This window comes from Amycolatopsis sp. NBC_01480 (genome assembly GCF_036227205.1).
Classification (GTDB): domain Bacteria; phylum Actinomycetota; class Actinomycetes; order Mycobacteriales; family Pseudonocardiaceae; genus Amycolatopsis.
Genome location: NZ_CP109442.1, coordinates 2,900,511 through 2,915,136, shown reverse-complemented (window position 1 = coordinate 2,915,136; position 14,626 = coordinate 2,900,511). Strand labels below are relative to the sequence as shown.

General features: G+C 69.9%; 13 protein-coding genes. 7 read left to right on the top strand and 6 right to left on the bottom strand.

What is annotated here, in order from left to right; genetic code table 11:
• The first annotated feature begins 67 nt into the window (after nucleotides 1–67).
• Nucleotides 68–1,564: an aldehyde dehydrogenase family protein gene (locus OG371_RS13840; protein WP_329069206.1), complete on the top strand. Its 1,497-nt coding sequence runs from the start codon at nucleotides 68–70 to the stop codon at nucleotides 1,562–1,564.
• A 143-nt stretch (nucleotides 1,565–1,707) separates the two neighbouring features.
• Complete coding sequence (locus OG371_RS13835) at nucleotides 1,708–2,880, top strand: lactate 2-monooxygenase (protein ID WP_329069203.1); 1,173 nt, start codon at nucleotides 1,708–1,710, stop codon at nucleotides 2,878–2,880.
• A 382-nt stretch (nucleotides 2,881–3,262) separates the two neighbouring features.
• Here OG371_RS13835 and OG371_RS13830 read toward each other — a convergent pair whose 3' ends face one another.
• The gene (locus OG371_RS13830) at nucleotides 3,263–4,132 is read right to left on the bottom strand and encodes a LysR family transcriptional regulator (protein ID WP_329069200.1); all 870 of its coding nucleotides are present in this window, start codon (nucleotides 4,130–4,132) and stop codon (nucleotides 3,263–3,265) included.
• Between the two features lie 155 nt (nucleotides 4,133–4,287).
• Here OG371_RS13830 and OG371_RS13825 point away from each other — a divergent pair, with 155 nt between their 5' ends.
• Nucleotides 4,288–5,181, top strand: a complete 894-nt coding sequence (locus tag OG371_RS13825) for an MBL fold metallo-hydrolase (protein ID WP_329073042.1) — start codon at nucleotides 4,288–4,290, stop codon at nucleotides 5,179–5,181.
• An 11-nt stretch (nucleotides 5,182–5,192) separates the two neighbouring features.
• Here the strand turns inward: OG371_RS13825 and OG371_RS13820 are convergent, their stop codons facing one another.
• Nucleotides 5,193–6,107, bottom strand: coding sequence for a LysR family transcriptional regulator (locus OG371_RS13820; RefSeq protein WP_329069198.1), 915 nt, complete (start codon nucleotides 6,105–6,107; stop codon nucleotides 5,193–5,195).
• A 113-nt stretch (nucleotides 6,108–6,220) separates the two neighbouring features.
• Here OG371_RS13820 and OG371_RS13815 point away from each other — a divergent pair, with 113 nt between their 5' ends.
• Nucleotides 6,221–6,850 carry an NADPH-dependent F420 reductase gene (locus OG371_RS13815; protein WP_329069196.1) on the top strand — a complete coding sequence of 210 codons (630 nt, stop codon included), beginning with the start codon at nucleotides 6,221–6,223 and terminating at the stop codon, nucleotides 6,848–6,850.
• Between the two features lie 14 nt (nucleotides 6,851–6,864).
• Nucleotides 6,865–7,815 (top strand): LLM class F420-dependent oxidoreductase, encoded by a 951-nt coding sequence (locus OG371_RS13810; protein ID WP_329069194.1) that lies wholly within the window; start codon nucleotides 6,865–6,867, stop codon nucleotides 7,813–7,815.
• Nucleotides 7,816–7,880: 65 nt separating this feature from the next.
• On the opposite strand, the gene OG371_RS13805 is transcribed toward OG371_RS13810, so the two are convergent.
• A complete protein-coding gene (locus tag OG371_RS13805; protein ID WP_329069192.1) occupies nucleotides 7,881–9,449 on the bottom strand; it encodes a GMC family oxidoreductase in 1,569 nt (522 codons plus the stop codon).
• Between the two features lie 207 nt (nucleotides 9,450–9,656).
• On the opposite strand from OG371_RS13805, the gene purS reads away from it, so the two are divergent.
• Together purS and purQ are read left to right on the top strand one after the other, a co-directional pair.
• Entirely contained in the window at nucleotides 9,657–9,896 is a 240-nt protein-coding gene (gene purS / locus OG371_RS13800) for a phosphoribosylformylglycinamidine synthase subunit PurS (protein WP_329069190.1), read from the top strand.
• Nucleotides 9,893–10,570 carry a phosphoribosylformylglycinamidine synthase subunit PurQ gene (gene purQ / locus OG371_RS13795; protein WP_329069188.1) on the top strand — a complete coding sequence of 226 codons (678 nt, stop codon included), beginning with the start codon at nucleotides 9,893–9,895 and terminating at the stop codon, nucleotides 10,568–10,570. The genes purS and purQ overlap by 4 nt, the downstream gene beginning before the upstream one ends.
• 60 nt (nucleotides 10,571–10,630) lie before the next feature.
• On the opposite strand, the gene OG371_RS13790 is transcribed toward purQ, so the two are convergent.
• The 3 genes from OG371_RS13790 to OG371_RS13780 form a co-directional block, all read right to left on the bottom strand.
• Nucleotides 10,631–11,044 carry a pyridoxamine 5'-phosphate oxidase family protein gene (locus OG371_RS13790; protein ID WP_442876110.1) on the bottom strand — a complete coding sequence of 138 codons (414 nt, stop codon included), beginning with the start codon at nucleotides 11,042–11,044 and terminating at the stop codon, nucleotides 10,631–10,633.
• Nucleotides 11,045–11,120: 76 nt separating this feature from the next.
• Nucleotides 11,121–12,863, bottom strand: a complete 1,743-nt coding sequence (locus OG371_RS13785) for an ABC transporter ATP-binding protein (protein WP_329069184.1) — start codon at nucleotides 12,861–12,863, stop codon at nucleotides 11,121–11,123.
• Nucleotides 12,860–14,494 carry an ABC transporter ATP-binding protein gene (locus tag OG371_RS13780; protein ID WP_329069183.1) on the bottom strand — a complete coding sequence of 545 codons (1,635 nt, stop codon included), beginning with the start codon at nucleotides 14,492–14,494 and terminating at the stop codon, nucleotides 12,860–12,862. Before OG371_RS13780 ends, OG371_RS13785 begins: the two co-directional genes overlap by 4 nt.
• Between the last annotated feature and the right edge of the window lie 132 nt (nucleotides 14,495–14,626).

Genomic DNA, 14,626 nt, shown 5'->3' with positions numbered 1-14,626 from the left:
GCGAGTATTGGCACTGCGTCAGCAACCTCGTAGCCTGGGCCGTAGCCGAGAGCAAGGGGAGACGCCGATGACCGCCGTCCAGCCGAAGCCGACTTCGGTCGGCGAGACCTTCGATTCGCTCAGCCCGGCGACCGACGAGGTCGTGGGCACGTACCCGGTGCACAGCGCCGACGACGTGCGCGCCGCCGTCGAGAGGGCCCGCGCCGCGGGCGAGTGGTGGGACGGCCTCGGCTACGCCGGCCGCGCGGATCGGCTCCGGCAGTGGAAGGGCGTGATCACCCGGCGCCTGCCGCAGCTGTGCCAGGTGGTGCGCGACGAGACCGGGAAGCCGATCGCCGACGCCCAGCTCGAGAGCGTCCTGGCCATCGAGCACATCGCGTGGGCGGGCAAGCACGCGCGCAAGATCCTCGGCAAGCAACGCCGTTCGGCCGGGCTGCTGATGTCGAACCAGGCGGCGACGGTGGAGTACCGGCCGCTCGGCGTCGTCGGTGTGATCGGCCCATGGAACTACCCGGTGTTCACCCCGCTCGGCTCGATTGTGTACGCGCTCGCGGCCGGCAACGCCGTGGTGTTCAAGCCCAGCGAGTACACCCCGGGTGTGGGTAAGTGGCTTGTGGATGCTTTCAACGAGATCGTCCCGGAGCACCCGGTGCTGCAACTCGTGACGGGCTTCGGCGAGACCGGCGCGGCGCTGGTCAGCGCGGGTGTGGACAAAATCGCCTTCACCGGATCCACCGCCACCGGCAAGAAGATCATGGCGGCCGCGGCCCAGACGCTCACTCCGGTCGTGATCGAGGCCGGCGGCAAGGACCCGGTGCTCGTCGACGCGGACGCCGACCTCGACGCCGCCGCCGAAGCCACCGTGTGGGGCGCTTTTTCGAACTCCGGCCAGACCTGCATCGGCGTCGAGCGGGTGTACGTCCACGAACGGGTGCACGACGAGTTCGTGGCCAAGGTTGTGGAAAAGTCGCGCGACATCCGTGCGGGCTCCGACGAGGACGCGCAGTACGGCCCGGTGACGATGCCTTCGCAGCTCGCGGTGATCCGTCGCCACATCGCCGACGCCATCGAACGAGGCGGCCGCGCGGTGCTCGGGGGCGTCGACTCCGTCGGCGATCGTTATGCCCAGCCCACCGTGCTGGTGGACGTGCCCGAGGACTCGGAGGCCGTGCGCGAGGAGACCTTCGGCCCGACCGTGACGATCGCCAAGGTCCACGACATGGACGAGGCTGTGGACAAAGCCAACGCCACCAAGTACGGCCTGGGCTCGACCGTGTTCTCGAAGTCGCGCGGCATGGAACTCGCGAGCCGGCTCCGTACCGGCATGACGGCCATCAACGCGCCGCTTTCCTTCGCCGGCATCGCCTCGCTGCCGTTCGGCGGCGTCGGCGACTCTGGCTTCGGCCGGATCCACGGCCCGGAAGGCCTGCGTGAGTTCGCCCGGCCGAAGGCGGTCGCCCGGCAGCGTTTCACCGCGCCGCTGACGCTGACTTCCTTCAGCCGCAAGGAATCCACGGACGCGCTGGTGGTCAAACTGATCACCATCCTGCACGGCAAGCGTTAGGTCCGACCCAGTCATTTCCGCACGTTGACCGGAAGCCAGACGCGGCCGGCGGCCTCGGCCAGGTGGGTTCGACCCATCTTGACCGGGCCGCCGGCCGTGGTGCGCCGCACCTTGCCGGGTGCGGACCGAATAGAAAGAGCACGATGACCCGCCCTTCATCCTTCGGCGACTTCCAGAACGAGATTTACTTCGCCGGGCTCACCGGCCGGGTTCCGACCCTGCCGATGGTCTACAACGAGCTGGAAACCCGTGCGGCCCAGGCACTTCCGCCGTCGGTACTGTCCTATGTGGCTGGTGGTGCCGGTGACGAGGCGACCCAGCGCGGCAACGTCGAGGCGTTCGGCGACTGGGGGCTCGTCCCGCGGATGTTCGTCGGTGCCAAGGAACGTGACCTCTCGGTCGACCTGTTCGGCCTGAAACTGCCGAGCCCGCTTTTCCTTGCGCCGGTGGGTGTCATCGGGATCTGCGCGCAGGACGGCCACGGCGACCTCGCGACCGCCCGCGCCGCCGCGAAGACCGGCGTGCCGATGGTCGCCTCGACGCTCACCGTCGACCCGCTGGAGCAGGTCGTCCCCGAATTCGGTGACACGCCTGGGTTTTTCCAGCTTTACACCCCGACCAACCGGGATCTGGCGGCGTCGCTGGTCCAACGCGCGGAGGCGGCGGGGTTCAAGGGCATCGTGGTCACGCTCGACACCTGGGTCACGGGCTGGCGCCCGCGCGACTTGTCCACCGCCAACTTTCCCCAGCTGCGCGGGCACTGTCTCGCCAACTACTTCACCGACCCGGTCTTCCGCAAGCTCCTCGGCAAGGCGCCGGAGGAGGACCCGATGGCGGCCGTCGGCCTGTGGGCGCAGCTCTTCGGCAGCCCGCTGACCTGGGACGATCTGCCGTGGCTGCGGTCGCTGACGAAGCTCCCGCTGATCGTCAAGGGCATCCAGCACCCCGACGACGCGCGCCGGGCCATCGACGGTGGCGTGGACGGGATCTACTGCTCCAACCACGGCGGCCGCCAGGCCAACGGTGGGCTCCCGGCCCTGGCCTGCCTGCCGGGTGTGGCCGAGGCGGCCGGCGACGTCCCGGTTCTGTTCGACTCGGGTGTTCGCTCGGGCGCCGACGTGGTCAAGGCCCTGGCTTTGGGCGCCACCGCGGTCGGCGTCGGTCGCCCGTATGCCTGGGGCCTGGCCTTGGACGGCGCGGACGGAGTTGTCCACGTCCTCCGCACTCTCCTGGCCGAAGCCGACCTCATCATGGCCGTCGACGGCTACCCCACGCTCGCCGACCTGACCCCCGAGGCGCTCCGCAAGCTTCGTTAGGTCGAACCCGCCGGTGGACGACCGGCCAGGATCGATCCACATGTGGACAGTTTGATCACATGTGGACAGTCGTCTGGAGTGAATCACCCTGTGGATGGTCGGTTAGGTCGGACCTACCTGTGGGCAACTGGGTGGGTTCCGCCTAACCTCAGAGATCTGGGCTAGGCCGGACCCAGCCCGCCGCGGCGGCCAACTGACCTAAGTGGATAGATGGCCTTGGTGGATGGGTGACCGTGGTGGACCATGGGACGAGGGCCGCCGAGTCGCGGAGAACTGGGTGGGTCGGACCCAAGATCGATAGCTGGGATGGGCCGTGCCTAGCTGTGGAGAAGTGCTTGGGTCAGACCTGGCGTGGATAGTTGGGTCGAGATCTGGGCTGGGCCTAACCAGAAGCCGCCGATCGGTAAACCGCCGCGGCGATCTGGGCGAAAGAACGGATCAGCGGCCCAGGGTTGGCGCCCACCCAGGCGACGACCAGGTCGCTCGGCGACATGTCCACCAACGGCACCGCGGTGAGCCCCGCGGGCAGCTTGTGGACAAGTGGCGTCACCCCCACGGATCCGTTCCACAGAACAGCTTGCATGCACTCATGGACCGTCCGCACGACCGGTCCATCCTGGAGTGGGCCGGCCGGGCCGCGCCAGTACGCGCGCCAGATCGGGTCCGTGCCCTCCGGTAGCTGGAACCACAGACGGTCGGCGAGGTCGTCGGAGTGGAGGCTTTCCCGGCCGGCCAAGGGATCGTCCGCGCGGAGGACCACGCCCATCGGGTCGGTGCGCAGCACGTGGGTGACAATGCCGGTTTCGTCGAAGGGTGCGCGGGTGAGGGCCACGTCGACCTGGCCGCTTCGCAGCCCGACGGTCGGGTCGGTCAGGTCCGCCTCCCGGATCCGGACGTGCAGCCCGGGATGACGTTCGCGGTACGCGGCGGCGAGCCGGGTGCCGACCTGCTCGGCGCTGTCGGCGAGGGTGCCGACGGTGATGGTGGCCGCGCCGGCCGCCGCGGCGACCCGGGTGCGCACTCGGTCGGCCTGTGCCAGCAAGGTGCGTGCCTCGTCGTAGAGCGACGAGCCGGCGGCGGTGAGCGCCACCCCGCTGGGCGAGCGGTGCAGCAGGACCTGGCCGAGTTCCGTCTCGAGCTGTTTGATGGCCCGGCTCAGTGGCGGCTGGGTCATGTTCAGCCGCGTGGCCGCCCGGCCGAAATGCAGCTCCTCGGCGACCGCCACGAAATAACGTAGCTCGCGTAAGTCCATCACCGGCGACGATACTCGGACGGTATCGGCGGCACGGAATCGGACTTGGACAACCCCGCGAGCCCGCGATGGACTGGACGCAGGTTGATCCGACGCAGCCGCCGCCCGTGTCCGAGGGCGGATCGCAGACTCGTTTGTCACGGGGAGAAATTGTCATGGCCGAACCAGTGTCGTCAGATCCCGTCGTGCGAGTGGAGACCGCCCAGGAGATAGCCCGGGATCTGGTGGTGATTCCGGACCGGAATGTTCAACTCGTTCCGAATATCGGCATCATCGGTGGCAATGAAGCAGTGCTGATCGTCGAAACTGGAATGGGCCCGAGCAATGCGGAAATCGTGCGGAAATTCGCGGAGGACTACGCGCGCGGTCGCAAGATCTATCTGACGACAACCCATTTCCACCCCGAACACGCATTCGGTGCGCAGACCTTCGCGGGCGAGGCGACGTTCCTGATCAACCAGGCCCAAGCCGACGACCTCAAGACAAAAGGCCCCGGTTACCTCGAGATGTTCCGGGGACTCGGCGACGTCGTCGCGCGCAGGCTGGAGGGCGTCGAACTGGTGCAGCCCGACGTCGTCTACGACCAGGCGTACGACCTGGACCTGGGCGGCCGCCTGGTGCAGCTCCGCGCCACCGGCCGTGCGCACAGCCGGGGTGACCAGGTGGTGAAGGTGCCCGACGCGGACGTCCTATTCACCGGAGACCTGGTGGAAGCGGGCCAGTTCGCGATCTTCCCGTGGTTCCCGCCGCACGACGTCGACGTTTCGGGTACCCGCTGGCTCGCGGTGATGCAGCGGCTGGCCGCCGAGCCGCCGCGGGTTGTCGTCCCCGGTCACGGCGCCATCGGCGACGCCGGACTGCTCACCGACGTCCGCGATTACCTCACCCTGCTCCGCGACGAAACCTGGACCCGCCGCGATTCGGCGATGAGCGAGGAGGCGATCGTCGAGGAGATTTCGGCGTTGATGATCCAGCGTCACCCCGAATGGGCCGGCCGGGAATGGCTCGAAACAGGCGTGAAGTGCCTGTGCTCGGAACATTCGGCCTGACGGCCACGGAGTCAAGCCTTGGCCGAAGTCAACTGCTGGGCAACATCGTCCGGTACCCGCAGGCCCGCGGCGCGAAGATCGCCGACCAGCCGCGCGATGAGCGGGTCACGCGAGGTGGCGGTCATCGCGACCAGACGTCGTCGCCATCGTGGTTCGAACGGCCGGATCACCCCGGGGAACCCGGCGGTGATGGCGCTGATCGGGACGACGGTCACGCCCAGCCCGGTGGCCGCCAGCTGGGGCGCATGGGTCGTCACGGCAGTGCGGGCCACCACCGATTTCCGCAGGTCGACCTCGTCGAGGCGCTCCTCGATCCAGCTGCCCAGCCCGTTTTCGGCAGTGAAGTGGACAAACGGCTCGCCTTGTAGTTCCCGCGGCCGGATGGCCGGGCGGGCGACCAGCGGATGCGACGCAGGGAGGGCCACGACGATCTCTTCTTCGGCGACGGTGGTCGTCGTGAGTTCCGTTTTCCCAGGGTCGGCGAACAGCAAAAGGTCGGTCTCGCCGGACTCCAGCGTCGCGAAGCTCTTTTCCAGATTTGTGCTTTCACGGAACGAGATCGTGACGTCGGGGCGGTCGCGGTGCCAGTCCGCCAGTACGGGAGCCAGCAACCCGACCGTCAGGCTTTGCGCGCACTCCACACGGACGGTGCCGCCGACGCCCTCCCCGGCTGCGCGGGCGAGCCGGATGGCGTCCTCGGCCGCGTCCACAGCTCGCCGCGCTTCGGCGAGAGCGGCGCGTCCGGCCGAGGTGAGGCGCACTCCACGGCGGTCGCGGATCAGTAGCGCGGTCCCGGCCTCTCGTTCGAGAGCGGCCAGTTGGTGGGAGATCGCCGGTTGTGAGAGGTGGAGGTGGTGCGCGGCGCGAGTCACCGACCCCAGTTCGGCGGTGGCGAGCAGGCACTCGAGCGCCCTCAGTGTTGGCATAATCAGAATTTATCATTATTGGTATTTATATCGATTCCAAGACGGGAAGGGTGGCTCCGCACCCGCGGTTGGACTGCTTGACGGAACACGCACTACCGAAAGCAGGACGAACCGTGGGCAGCATCAGCATCATCGGCGTGGGCGGCATGGCTCGCGTCCTGGGCGCCCGCGCGCGCCAGAGCGGTCACCCCCTCGAAGTCGTCGGCCGCGACCCAGCCAAGGCCGCCGAGCTGGCCCGCACGCTAGGCGGGGCCACGGCGGGGACCTTCGGCGCCGTTCCGGCCGGTGACATCGTGATCCTGGCCGTGCCGTACGCCGGCGCCGCGGCGGTCGTCAGCCAGTACGGGGATGCGTTGGCGGGCAAGGTCATCGTGGACATCAGCAATCCCTTCGCGCCCGGCTTCACCGAACTCCTCGTCCCGGACGGAACCTCGGCCGCGGAGGAGATCGCCAAGGCCGCGCCCGCCAGCGCGCACGTCGTGAAGGCGTTCAACACGATCTTCGGCAACGTCCTGGCCGCCGATACCGGTGAAGGCCATCCGCTGGACGTGTTCATCGCCGGCGACGACGAGCAGGCCAAGGCGCGCGTTTCGGCGTTCATCACGAGCATCGGGATGCGCCCGCTGGACACCGGTCTGCTCGGAATGGCCCGGCGGCTGGAGGAAACCGGCCTGCTGCTGATGGGCCTGGGCGCCCACGGCGTGAAGAGCTACTCCTTCTCCCTCCGCGTCGACCCCCGCTGAAAGGGACCGAAGCCATGAAGATCGGCCTGAATCTCCCGCATCTGGGAGAGCAAGCGACCGCCGGGAACATCCGGGACTTCGCGTTGTACGCAGAGCGGAACGGCTGGGATTCCCTGTGGACCGCCGACCGGATGCTCTATCCCGTCGAACCGAAAACGCCCTACCCGGGGAATTCCCACGGCCGGCTCGGCCCGCAGAACAAGAGGGTGTTCGAGCACCTGACCGTCCTGACCTACGCGGCCGCCATCACCGAGCGGATCCGGCTCGGCGTGAGCGTGCTCAACCTGCCCTTTTACAACCCCGTGCTGCTGGGCCGACGGCTCGCGACACTGGACCAGCTCTCGCACGGCCGGGTGACCGTGGGCGTCGGGCTCGGCTGGTCGGCCGACGAGTTCGATGCCGCCGGAGCACCGATGCGCCACCGCGGCCGGATGGCCGAAGAAGCGGTTCAGGCGTTACGAGCGGTCTGGGGTCCCGATCCGGTGGAGTTCTCCGGCGAGTACTACACGATTCCGGCGTCGATCCTCGGTCCCAAGCCGGCCCAGGATCCGCTGCCGATCGTGATGGGCGGCGGCTTCAGCCCGAAGTCCTTGGACCGCGTGGGGCGGCTCGCCGACGGTTTCAACCCGACTGCCGTCCCCGTCGACAACCTCGTCGAGATGCGGAATCTCGTTCGGGCCGCGGCGAAATCGAGCGGCCGCGAAGCCTGGGACCTGCCCACAATCGTCCGCGCCAATATCGAACTCACCCCGGACGACGCGGATCTGCCGGAGGACGGACGCCAGCTCGCCACCGGCAGCTGGAACCAGCTCACCAAGGACATCGGCCGCCTCGCTGCCGTGGGCGTCGAGGAGGTCTTCTTCGACCTCAATCACGTGCCAGGGGCGGAAGACCTGCGGACCCAGCTGGGCCTGGCGGACCGGCTGCAGGAAATCTGCCGGGGTGCGATCGCGGACTCCCGTTGAAGACTCGTGAGTGTTCAGGACGGTTCCAACCGTTCTGAACACTCACAAGTCCTTGCGGTTCGGAGCTAAGCCGAACGGATCAAATCAGCAGCCTTCTCCGCGATCATGATCGTCGGCGCGTTCGTATTCCCGCGCGGTACCACCGGCATCACCGAAGCGTCGACGACGCGCAGGCCTTCCACGCCCCGCACGCGCAGGTCCGGGTCGACCACCGAGCCGATCGAGCAGGTGCCGACCGGGTGGTACAGCGTCTGGGTGTTCTCGCGGATGTGGTCGGTCAGCGCGTCGTCCGACAGCTCGTGCGTGGCCGGCAGGAAGGGCTTGTCCAGGAACCGCGCGAGCGGGCCCGAGCGGCCGATCTCGATCAGCGAGCGCAGGGCGGACTTCATGATGTCCAGGTCGATCGGCTCCGAGTAGTACGCCGGGTCGATTTCCGGCTTCCACATCGGGTTCGCGGACTTCAGCCGGAGCCGGCCGCGGCTGGCGACGTCGACCAGGGTGGCCGCGGAGGTGAAGCCGGGCATCGTGGGCTCGCGCATGCCGTTGTCGTAGAACAGCGTCGGGGCGACGTGCACCTGCATGTCCGGGCCGGGCAGGCCGTCGCGGGTGGAGAAGAACGCGCCGGCCTCGCCGATGTTCGACGCGAGCGGGCCGCGCCGCGTCAATTGGTAACGCACGAGCCCGGCCGGGGTGGCCGCGCTGACCAGGTCCGTGGTGCCCTTGGTGGACCAGATGATCCCGGCGGCCGGGTGGTCGTGCAGGTTGTCGCCGACGCCGCTGAGCCCGGCCACCACGTCGATCCCCAGCTCACGCAGGTGCTCGGCCGGTCCGACGCCGGACAGCATCAGCAGCTGCGGCGAGTTCACCGCGCCGCCGGACAGCAGCACCTCGGCCGAGGCGCGCGCCGTCACCTCGACTCCTTTGTCCATATAGGACACACCGACCGCGCGGGTGCCCTCGAAGACCACACGCGTCGTCTGCGCGTGGGTGCGCACGGTGAGGTTCGGCCGCGACATGGCGGGACGCAGGTAGGCGTCGGCGGTGGACCAGCGGCGGCCGCGCTTGCACGTGACCTGGTAAACGCCCGCGCCCTCCTGCGTCTCGCCGTTGAAGTCCTCGTTGCGCTTGAGCCCCCAGTCCACCGCGCTGTCGACCCAGGCGCTCGACAGCTCGTGGGTGAAGCGGCGGTCCTCGACGTTCAGCGGGCCGTCGGTGCCGTGCAGGGGGCCGTCGAAGCGCTGGTTGCCCTCGGCGCGCTTGAAGTACGGCAGCACGTCGTCCCAGCCCCAGCCGGTGGCGCCGTGGGCATCGCGCCAGCCGTCGTAGTCGGCGCGGTTGCCGCGGATGTAGATCATCGCGTTGATGGACGAGCTGCCGCCGAGCATCTTGCCGCGCGGCCAGTAGGCGGGCTTGCCGGTGTGCTTCTGCTCGACGGTCTCGTAGTTCCAGTCCCAGCGGGTCTTGAACAGCGACGGGAACGCAGCCGGGATGTGGATCTCGTCGGCGGTGTCCTCGCCGCCGGCCTCGAGCAGCAGCACCTGCGCCGACGGGTCCTCGCTCAGCCGCGCGGCCAGCACGCACCCCGCGCTGCCCGCTCCGACGATGACGTAGTCGAAGGACTCCTGACCGGCCACGATGCCTCCAGCTGCTCATGTTGACGTACTGCCAACGACTCATCATGGCCCAGCCCGCGGCCTGGGGAAAGGCCCCGCGAGCAGCATCCTCCTGGCGTGCCGCCGTGGCCAGTCGTACGGCGCCCGGCACCGGTCGGGCGGGGGCCCTGACCGGTCAAGTAGGCTCGGGCCGTACCCACGACCTGCGTGAATAAGGAGCAGCCTGCCGTGGCCCGAGTCGTCGTCGACGTCATGCCGAAACCCGAGATCCTCGACCCGCAGGGCCAGGCGGTGGCCCGCGCGCTGCCGCGGCTGGGCTTCAGCGGGGTCGCGGAAGTGCGCCAGGGCAAGCACTTCGAGCTCGAGGTCGACGATTCCGTCGACGACGAGACGCTCGCCAAGATCGCCGAGGGCTTCCTCGCCAACCCCGTGATCGAGCAGTGGACGATCCGGCGGGTGGACGCGTGAGCGCCCGAATCGGCGTCATCACCTTCCCCGGCACCCTGGACGACGGCGACGCCGCGCGCGCGGTCCGTTACGCTGACGCCGAGGCCGTGCCCCTGTGGCACGCCGACGACGACCTGCACGGCGTCGACGGCGTGGTCGTCCCCGGCGGCTTCTCCTACGGCGACTACCTGCGCGCCGGCGTGATCGCGCGCTTCGCGCCGGTGATGACGTCGGTGATCGAGGCGGCCCGCAAGGGCATGCCCGTGCTCGGCATCTGCAACGGCTTCCAGATCCTCTGCGAGGCCGGCCTGCTGCCCGGCGCGATGATCCGCAACGTCGGCCTGCACTTCGTCTGCCGCGACCAGTGGCTCCGCGTCGAGAACAACGAGACGGCCTGGACCACGCGGTACGAGCAGGGTGCGGAGATCCTCATCCCGCTGAAGAACAACGACGGCTGCTACATGGCCGAGCAGTCCACTTTGGACGAGCTGGAGGCCGAGGGGCGCGTGGTGTTCCGCTACGTCGGCGGCAACCCCAACGGCTCCCGCAACGACATCGCGGGCATCCGCAGCGAGAGCGGCCGCGTCGTCGGCCTCATGCCGCACCCCGAGCACGCGATCGACGCGCTGACCGGCCCTTCGGACGACGGTCTCGGCATGTTCTACAGCGCGGTGGACGCACTCGCGAAGATCTGAGCCCCACGAGAAAGGCCTTGCACCGGTACGTCCGGATGCGAGGCCTTTTTCGTTGGCGCCTCAGGCTTTGCTGTGATCGGAGGAGAGCCACTTCTCCGGCCGCACGCGGATCAGCACCGAGCCCTCGTTGAGCCTGCCGTCCACGAACGCGCACGCTTCGTCGTCCGGCGAGTAACGGGCGGCGATCCGGAACGCCTCGGCGTCGGTGGGCGCCTCCGAGGCTGCCACCACCGGCCCGGAGACCGTCACGTACTTGTACGGCCGGGTCTCCTGCTGTACCGAAAGGCTCAGCTCCCCGGCGGCCTGAATCGCCCGTCCCTTCGCCGAGTCCCGATCGGTCCACAGCAGAAGCTCGCCGCCCGGCTCGTAGTAGTACCAGATCGGCACGGCCAGCGGCGGCCGTCCGTCGCGCGCCACGGCGAGCACCCCCACATGCGGCTCGGCCAGGAACTTCTCGCGTTCGGTCACGGTCATGACCGCCATACACACCCCCGTGAGATCGGTTCGAACCGAACCAACGCCGAGACCGCCACCGGCATTCCTCACGGACTCAGCCCGCGGCCGCCACCAGCCGGGCGTACGGGCCGCCCGCGGCCATCAGCTCCGCGTGCGAGCCGAGTTCCGTGATGCGCCCGCCCTCGACCACGGCCACGCGGTCCGCGGCGGCCGCCGTGTGCAGGCGGTGGGCGATCGCGATCACCGTGCGGCCCGCGAGGACCGCGTTCAGCGAACGTTCCAGCTCCCGCGCCGAGCCGGTGTCCAGCAGCGACGTCGCCTCGTCCAGGACCAGCGTGTGCGGGTCGGCCAGGACGACGCGGGCCAGCGCCAGCTGCTGCGCCAGGCCCGCGGGCACGGCGTACGCGCCTGAGCCGAGCTTCGTGTCCAGCCCGTCCGGCAGCGCCGCCGCCCACTCCGCCGCCCCGGCCGAGGCCAGCGCGGCGGTCAGCTCCTCGTCCGTCCAGTCGCCCCCGTCGCGGCGGGCGGGCAGCGACAGGTTCTCCCGCAGCGTGCCGGAGAACGTGTGGTGCTCCTGGGTGAGCAGCAGGACTTCGCCGCGCAGGACGTCGTCCGCCAGCGTGGACACCTCGGTGCTGCCGACGCGGATGGACCCCGCGGTCGGCGCCGAGATGCCCGCCAGCAGCCGGCCGAGGGTCGACTTGCCCGCGCCCGAGGGCCCGACGATCGCCAGCCGCTCGCCGCGCGGCACCCGCAGGTCGATGCCGTGCAGCACCTCGCGGTCCTCGGTGTAGCCGAAGCGGACGTCCTCGACGGTGATGTCCCGCCCGCGCGGCACCGACGCGTCTTTCGCCTCGGTCGACGAAGACGGCTTCACGCCGAGGATCCGGCGCGCGGCGGCCAGCGCCACCTGCAGGTCTTCCATCCAGAACAGCGCCTCGTTCAGCGGCGCGGTCATGGCCTGGGCGTACGCGAGCATGGTCGTGATCGTGCCCAGACCGGCCCAGCCGCGGCTGTACGCGAACGTGCCGATCAGCAGCATCACCGCGATCGGCAGCACGTAGCTGATCTCCAGCGAGGGCAGCCAGCGCAGCTGCAACGCCCGCATCCGCCGCTCGCCGAGCACGGCCTGGTCGAGCGCGTCGGTGCCGGTGCGGATGCGCCGCTCGGCCAGGCCCAGCGCCTCCGTGGTCCGCGCGCCCTCGACCGTCTCGTGGGTGGCCGACTGCAGGTCGCCCCAGCGGTCGAGCATCCACGCCATCCGCGACGGGATCCGCCGCTGGTACCAGACGTTCACCGGTACCAGCAGCGGCACGGCCACCAGCAGGCCCAGCGCGAGCAGCGGCGACGTGAAGATCATCGCCACGGTCGTGAGCAGCACCGTCACCGCGGCGATCAGGATCTCCGGCGCGGCGAAGCGCACGGCGTGGTCCAGCCGGCTGATGTCGCTCGTCGCGCGGCTGAGCAGGTCGCCCGTGCCGGCCGCCTCAACGGTGCCGAGCGACAGGTCCAGCGCGTTCGTCACGAACCGTTCGCGGGTCTGCGCCAGCACGCGCTCGCCGAACATCCGCCCGCGCAGCCGCGCCGCCTTCTTGGCCAGCGCCTGCAGCACGAGCACCACGATGAAGCCGCCGGCCAGCAGGTCGACGCGGGTGGTGCTGCTGCCGCTGACCACGCCGTCGACCAGCAGGCCGAGCAGCTGCGGCCCGGCCAGCCCGATCAGCGTGGCCAGGAAGAACAGGCCGAGCATCACGGTGAACTCGCGGCGATGCTCGGACGCCGTGCTCACCACCCAGCGCCGGACCTCGCGCCGCGAGGCCAGGGGGAGCCTTTTCACACCGTCACCGCCTTCGCGCTCACCACGTCGTCCGCCACGTGAATCCACAGTGGACTCTGGCTGAAGACGACGGTCGTCCGTCCGCGCCGCAGCTCGGCGACGCGCTGGGTAATCCTTGCTTCCGTGTGCGCGTCGACGGCCGAAGTCGGCTCGTCGAGCAGCAGCACATCGGCGTCCACGGCCAGGGCCCGTGCCAGGCTCAGCCGTTGCCGCTGGCCGCCCGACACCTCCCGGCCGCGTTCGCCGATCACCTCGTCGACGCCCTTGGGCAGGGCCTCCACGATGTCGTCGGCGTCGGCCGCGTACAGGGCCTCGGTGACGCCGACGTCGCCCGGCCGGGCGGGAGTCAGCTGGTCGCGCAACACGCCGGAGAACCAGATGTCCTGGTTGTGCGCGAACACCACGCGGGCACGCAGTTCCGCCAGCGCGACCTGGTCCGCGGGCACGCCGCCGATCAGCACGCTCTCGCCCTCGGCGGCGTCGGCGAAGCGCGCCATCCGCTCGGCGATCGCCTCCGCCTCGGCGCCGAGGTCGACCACGGTCAGCCGGCCGGGTGCGACGCGGATGCCGCTCTCGGTGTCGACCAGGTCCAGCCGCCCCTCGGGCAACGGCACCGGCGAAGCGGGCTCGGCCAGCTTCGGCCGCAGGGACAGCAGGACGCAGATCTTCCGCGCGGACACCGTGCCCGAGCTGAGCGCGCTGACCGCCTCCGTCGCGGTGTCCACCGGCACGACCAGGAACGCCGAGACGCCGTAGAACGCCACCAGCTCGCCGACGCCGATGGTCCCGTCGAGCGCGAGCCGCGCGCCCAGCCAGGTGATCGCCACCGTGACCAGGCCCGGCAGCACGATCGCCGCGGCCGCCAGCCACGCCTCGCTGCGCCCGACCTCGACGCCGGACCGGCGCACCAGCTGGCTCGCCGCGCGGAACCGCTTCAGGAACCGCCGCTCGCCGCCGACCCCGCGCAGGATCCGCAGGCCGGACACGATGTCGGCGCCCAGCGCGTTGACCTCGCTGAGGTTCTCGCGCTGCACCGTCTTGCGCTTCTGCAGCGGCCGCAGCAGCGGCCCGATGCCGAGCACCGCCAGCGGCACGCCGACCAGCGCGACGATGCCGAGCAGCGGCGACGAGGACAGCATCGCGACGCCGATCACCACGAACGCGACCACCGAGCCCACCGTCCGGCCGATCACCTCGAAGGTGTTGCCGATCCAGTTGATGTCCGAGGACGTGACCGCGACCACGTTGCCGGTGGTCGTCGCCTCGCGCAGCACGGCGCCGAGCCGCGTGGTGTGCGACGTCACGAGCCGCTGCGTGGTGCCCGCGCCGTGCAGCCACAGGCCGTACGAGACGAAGTGCAGCCACGTGCCGAAGAGCGCCTGCACCACGCCGAGCCCGGCCGCGACCAGCGCCCACCGCCAGAGCGCGCCGGTGTCGCCCGCGGCGATCGCGTCCACGCCGCGGCCGATCACCAGCGGCAGCAGCGCGCTCGGCAGCGACCACAGCGAGCCGGTGACGGCGGCCGTGAGCACCAGCCACGGCCGCGTGCGCAGCATCGCGAGCAGCAGGCGTCCGGCCGTCGGCCGCTCGGGCAGCCGCGGTGTCGGGAAGGGGTACGTGGCGGAAAGCACGATTGCCAACGGTAAGCGGCCCGCCACCGCCGGCGCGACCGATTTATCCCCTGGCGAACGGACGGGCTCGTGAGTGTTCAGGACGGTTAGAACCGTCATAAACATTCACGAGCCCTTACTGCGGGGGTGACC

Excerpts from the sequence above, each read along its gene's own strand:
- OG371_RS13840 (WP_329069206.1), top strand. The coding sequence starts at position 68 with ATGACCGCCGTCCAGCCGAAGCCGACTTCGGTCGGCGAGACCTTCGAT.
- OG371_RS13835 (WP_329069203.1), top strand. The coding sequence starts at position 1,708 with ATGACCCGCCCTTCATCCTTCGGCGACTTCCAGAACGAGATTTACTTC.
- OG371_RS13830 (WP_329069200.1), bottom strand. The coding sequence starts at position 4,132 with ATGGACTTACGCGAGCTACGTTATTTCGTGGCGGTCGCCGAGGAGCTG.
- OG371_RS13825 (WP_329073042.1), top strand. The coding sequence starts at position 4,288 with ATGGCCGAACCAGTGTCGTCAGATCCCGTCGTGCGAGTGGAGACCGCC.
- OG371_RS13820 (WP_329069198.1), bottom strand. The coding sequence starts at position 6,107 with ATGCCAACACTGAGGGCGCTCGAGTGCCTGCTCGCCACCGCCGAACTG.
- OG371_RS13810 (WP_329069194.1), top strand. The coding sequence starts at position 6,865 with ATGAAGATCGGCCTGAATCTCCCGCATCTGGGAGAGCAAGCGACCGCC.
- OG371_RS13790 (WP_442876110.1), bottom strand. The coding sequence starts at position 11,044 with ATGACCGTGACCGAACGCGAGAAGTTCCTGGCCGAGCCGCATGTGGGG.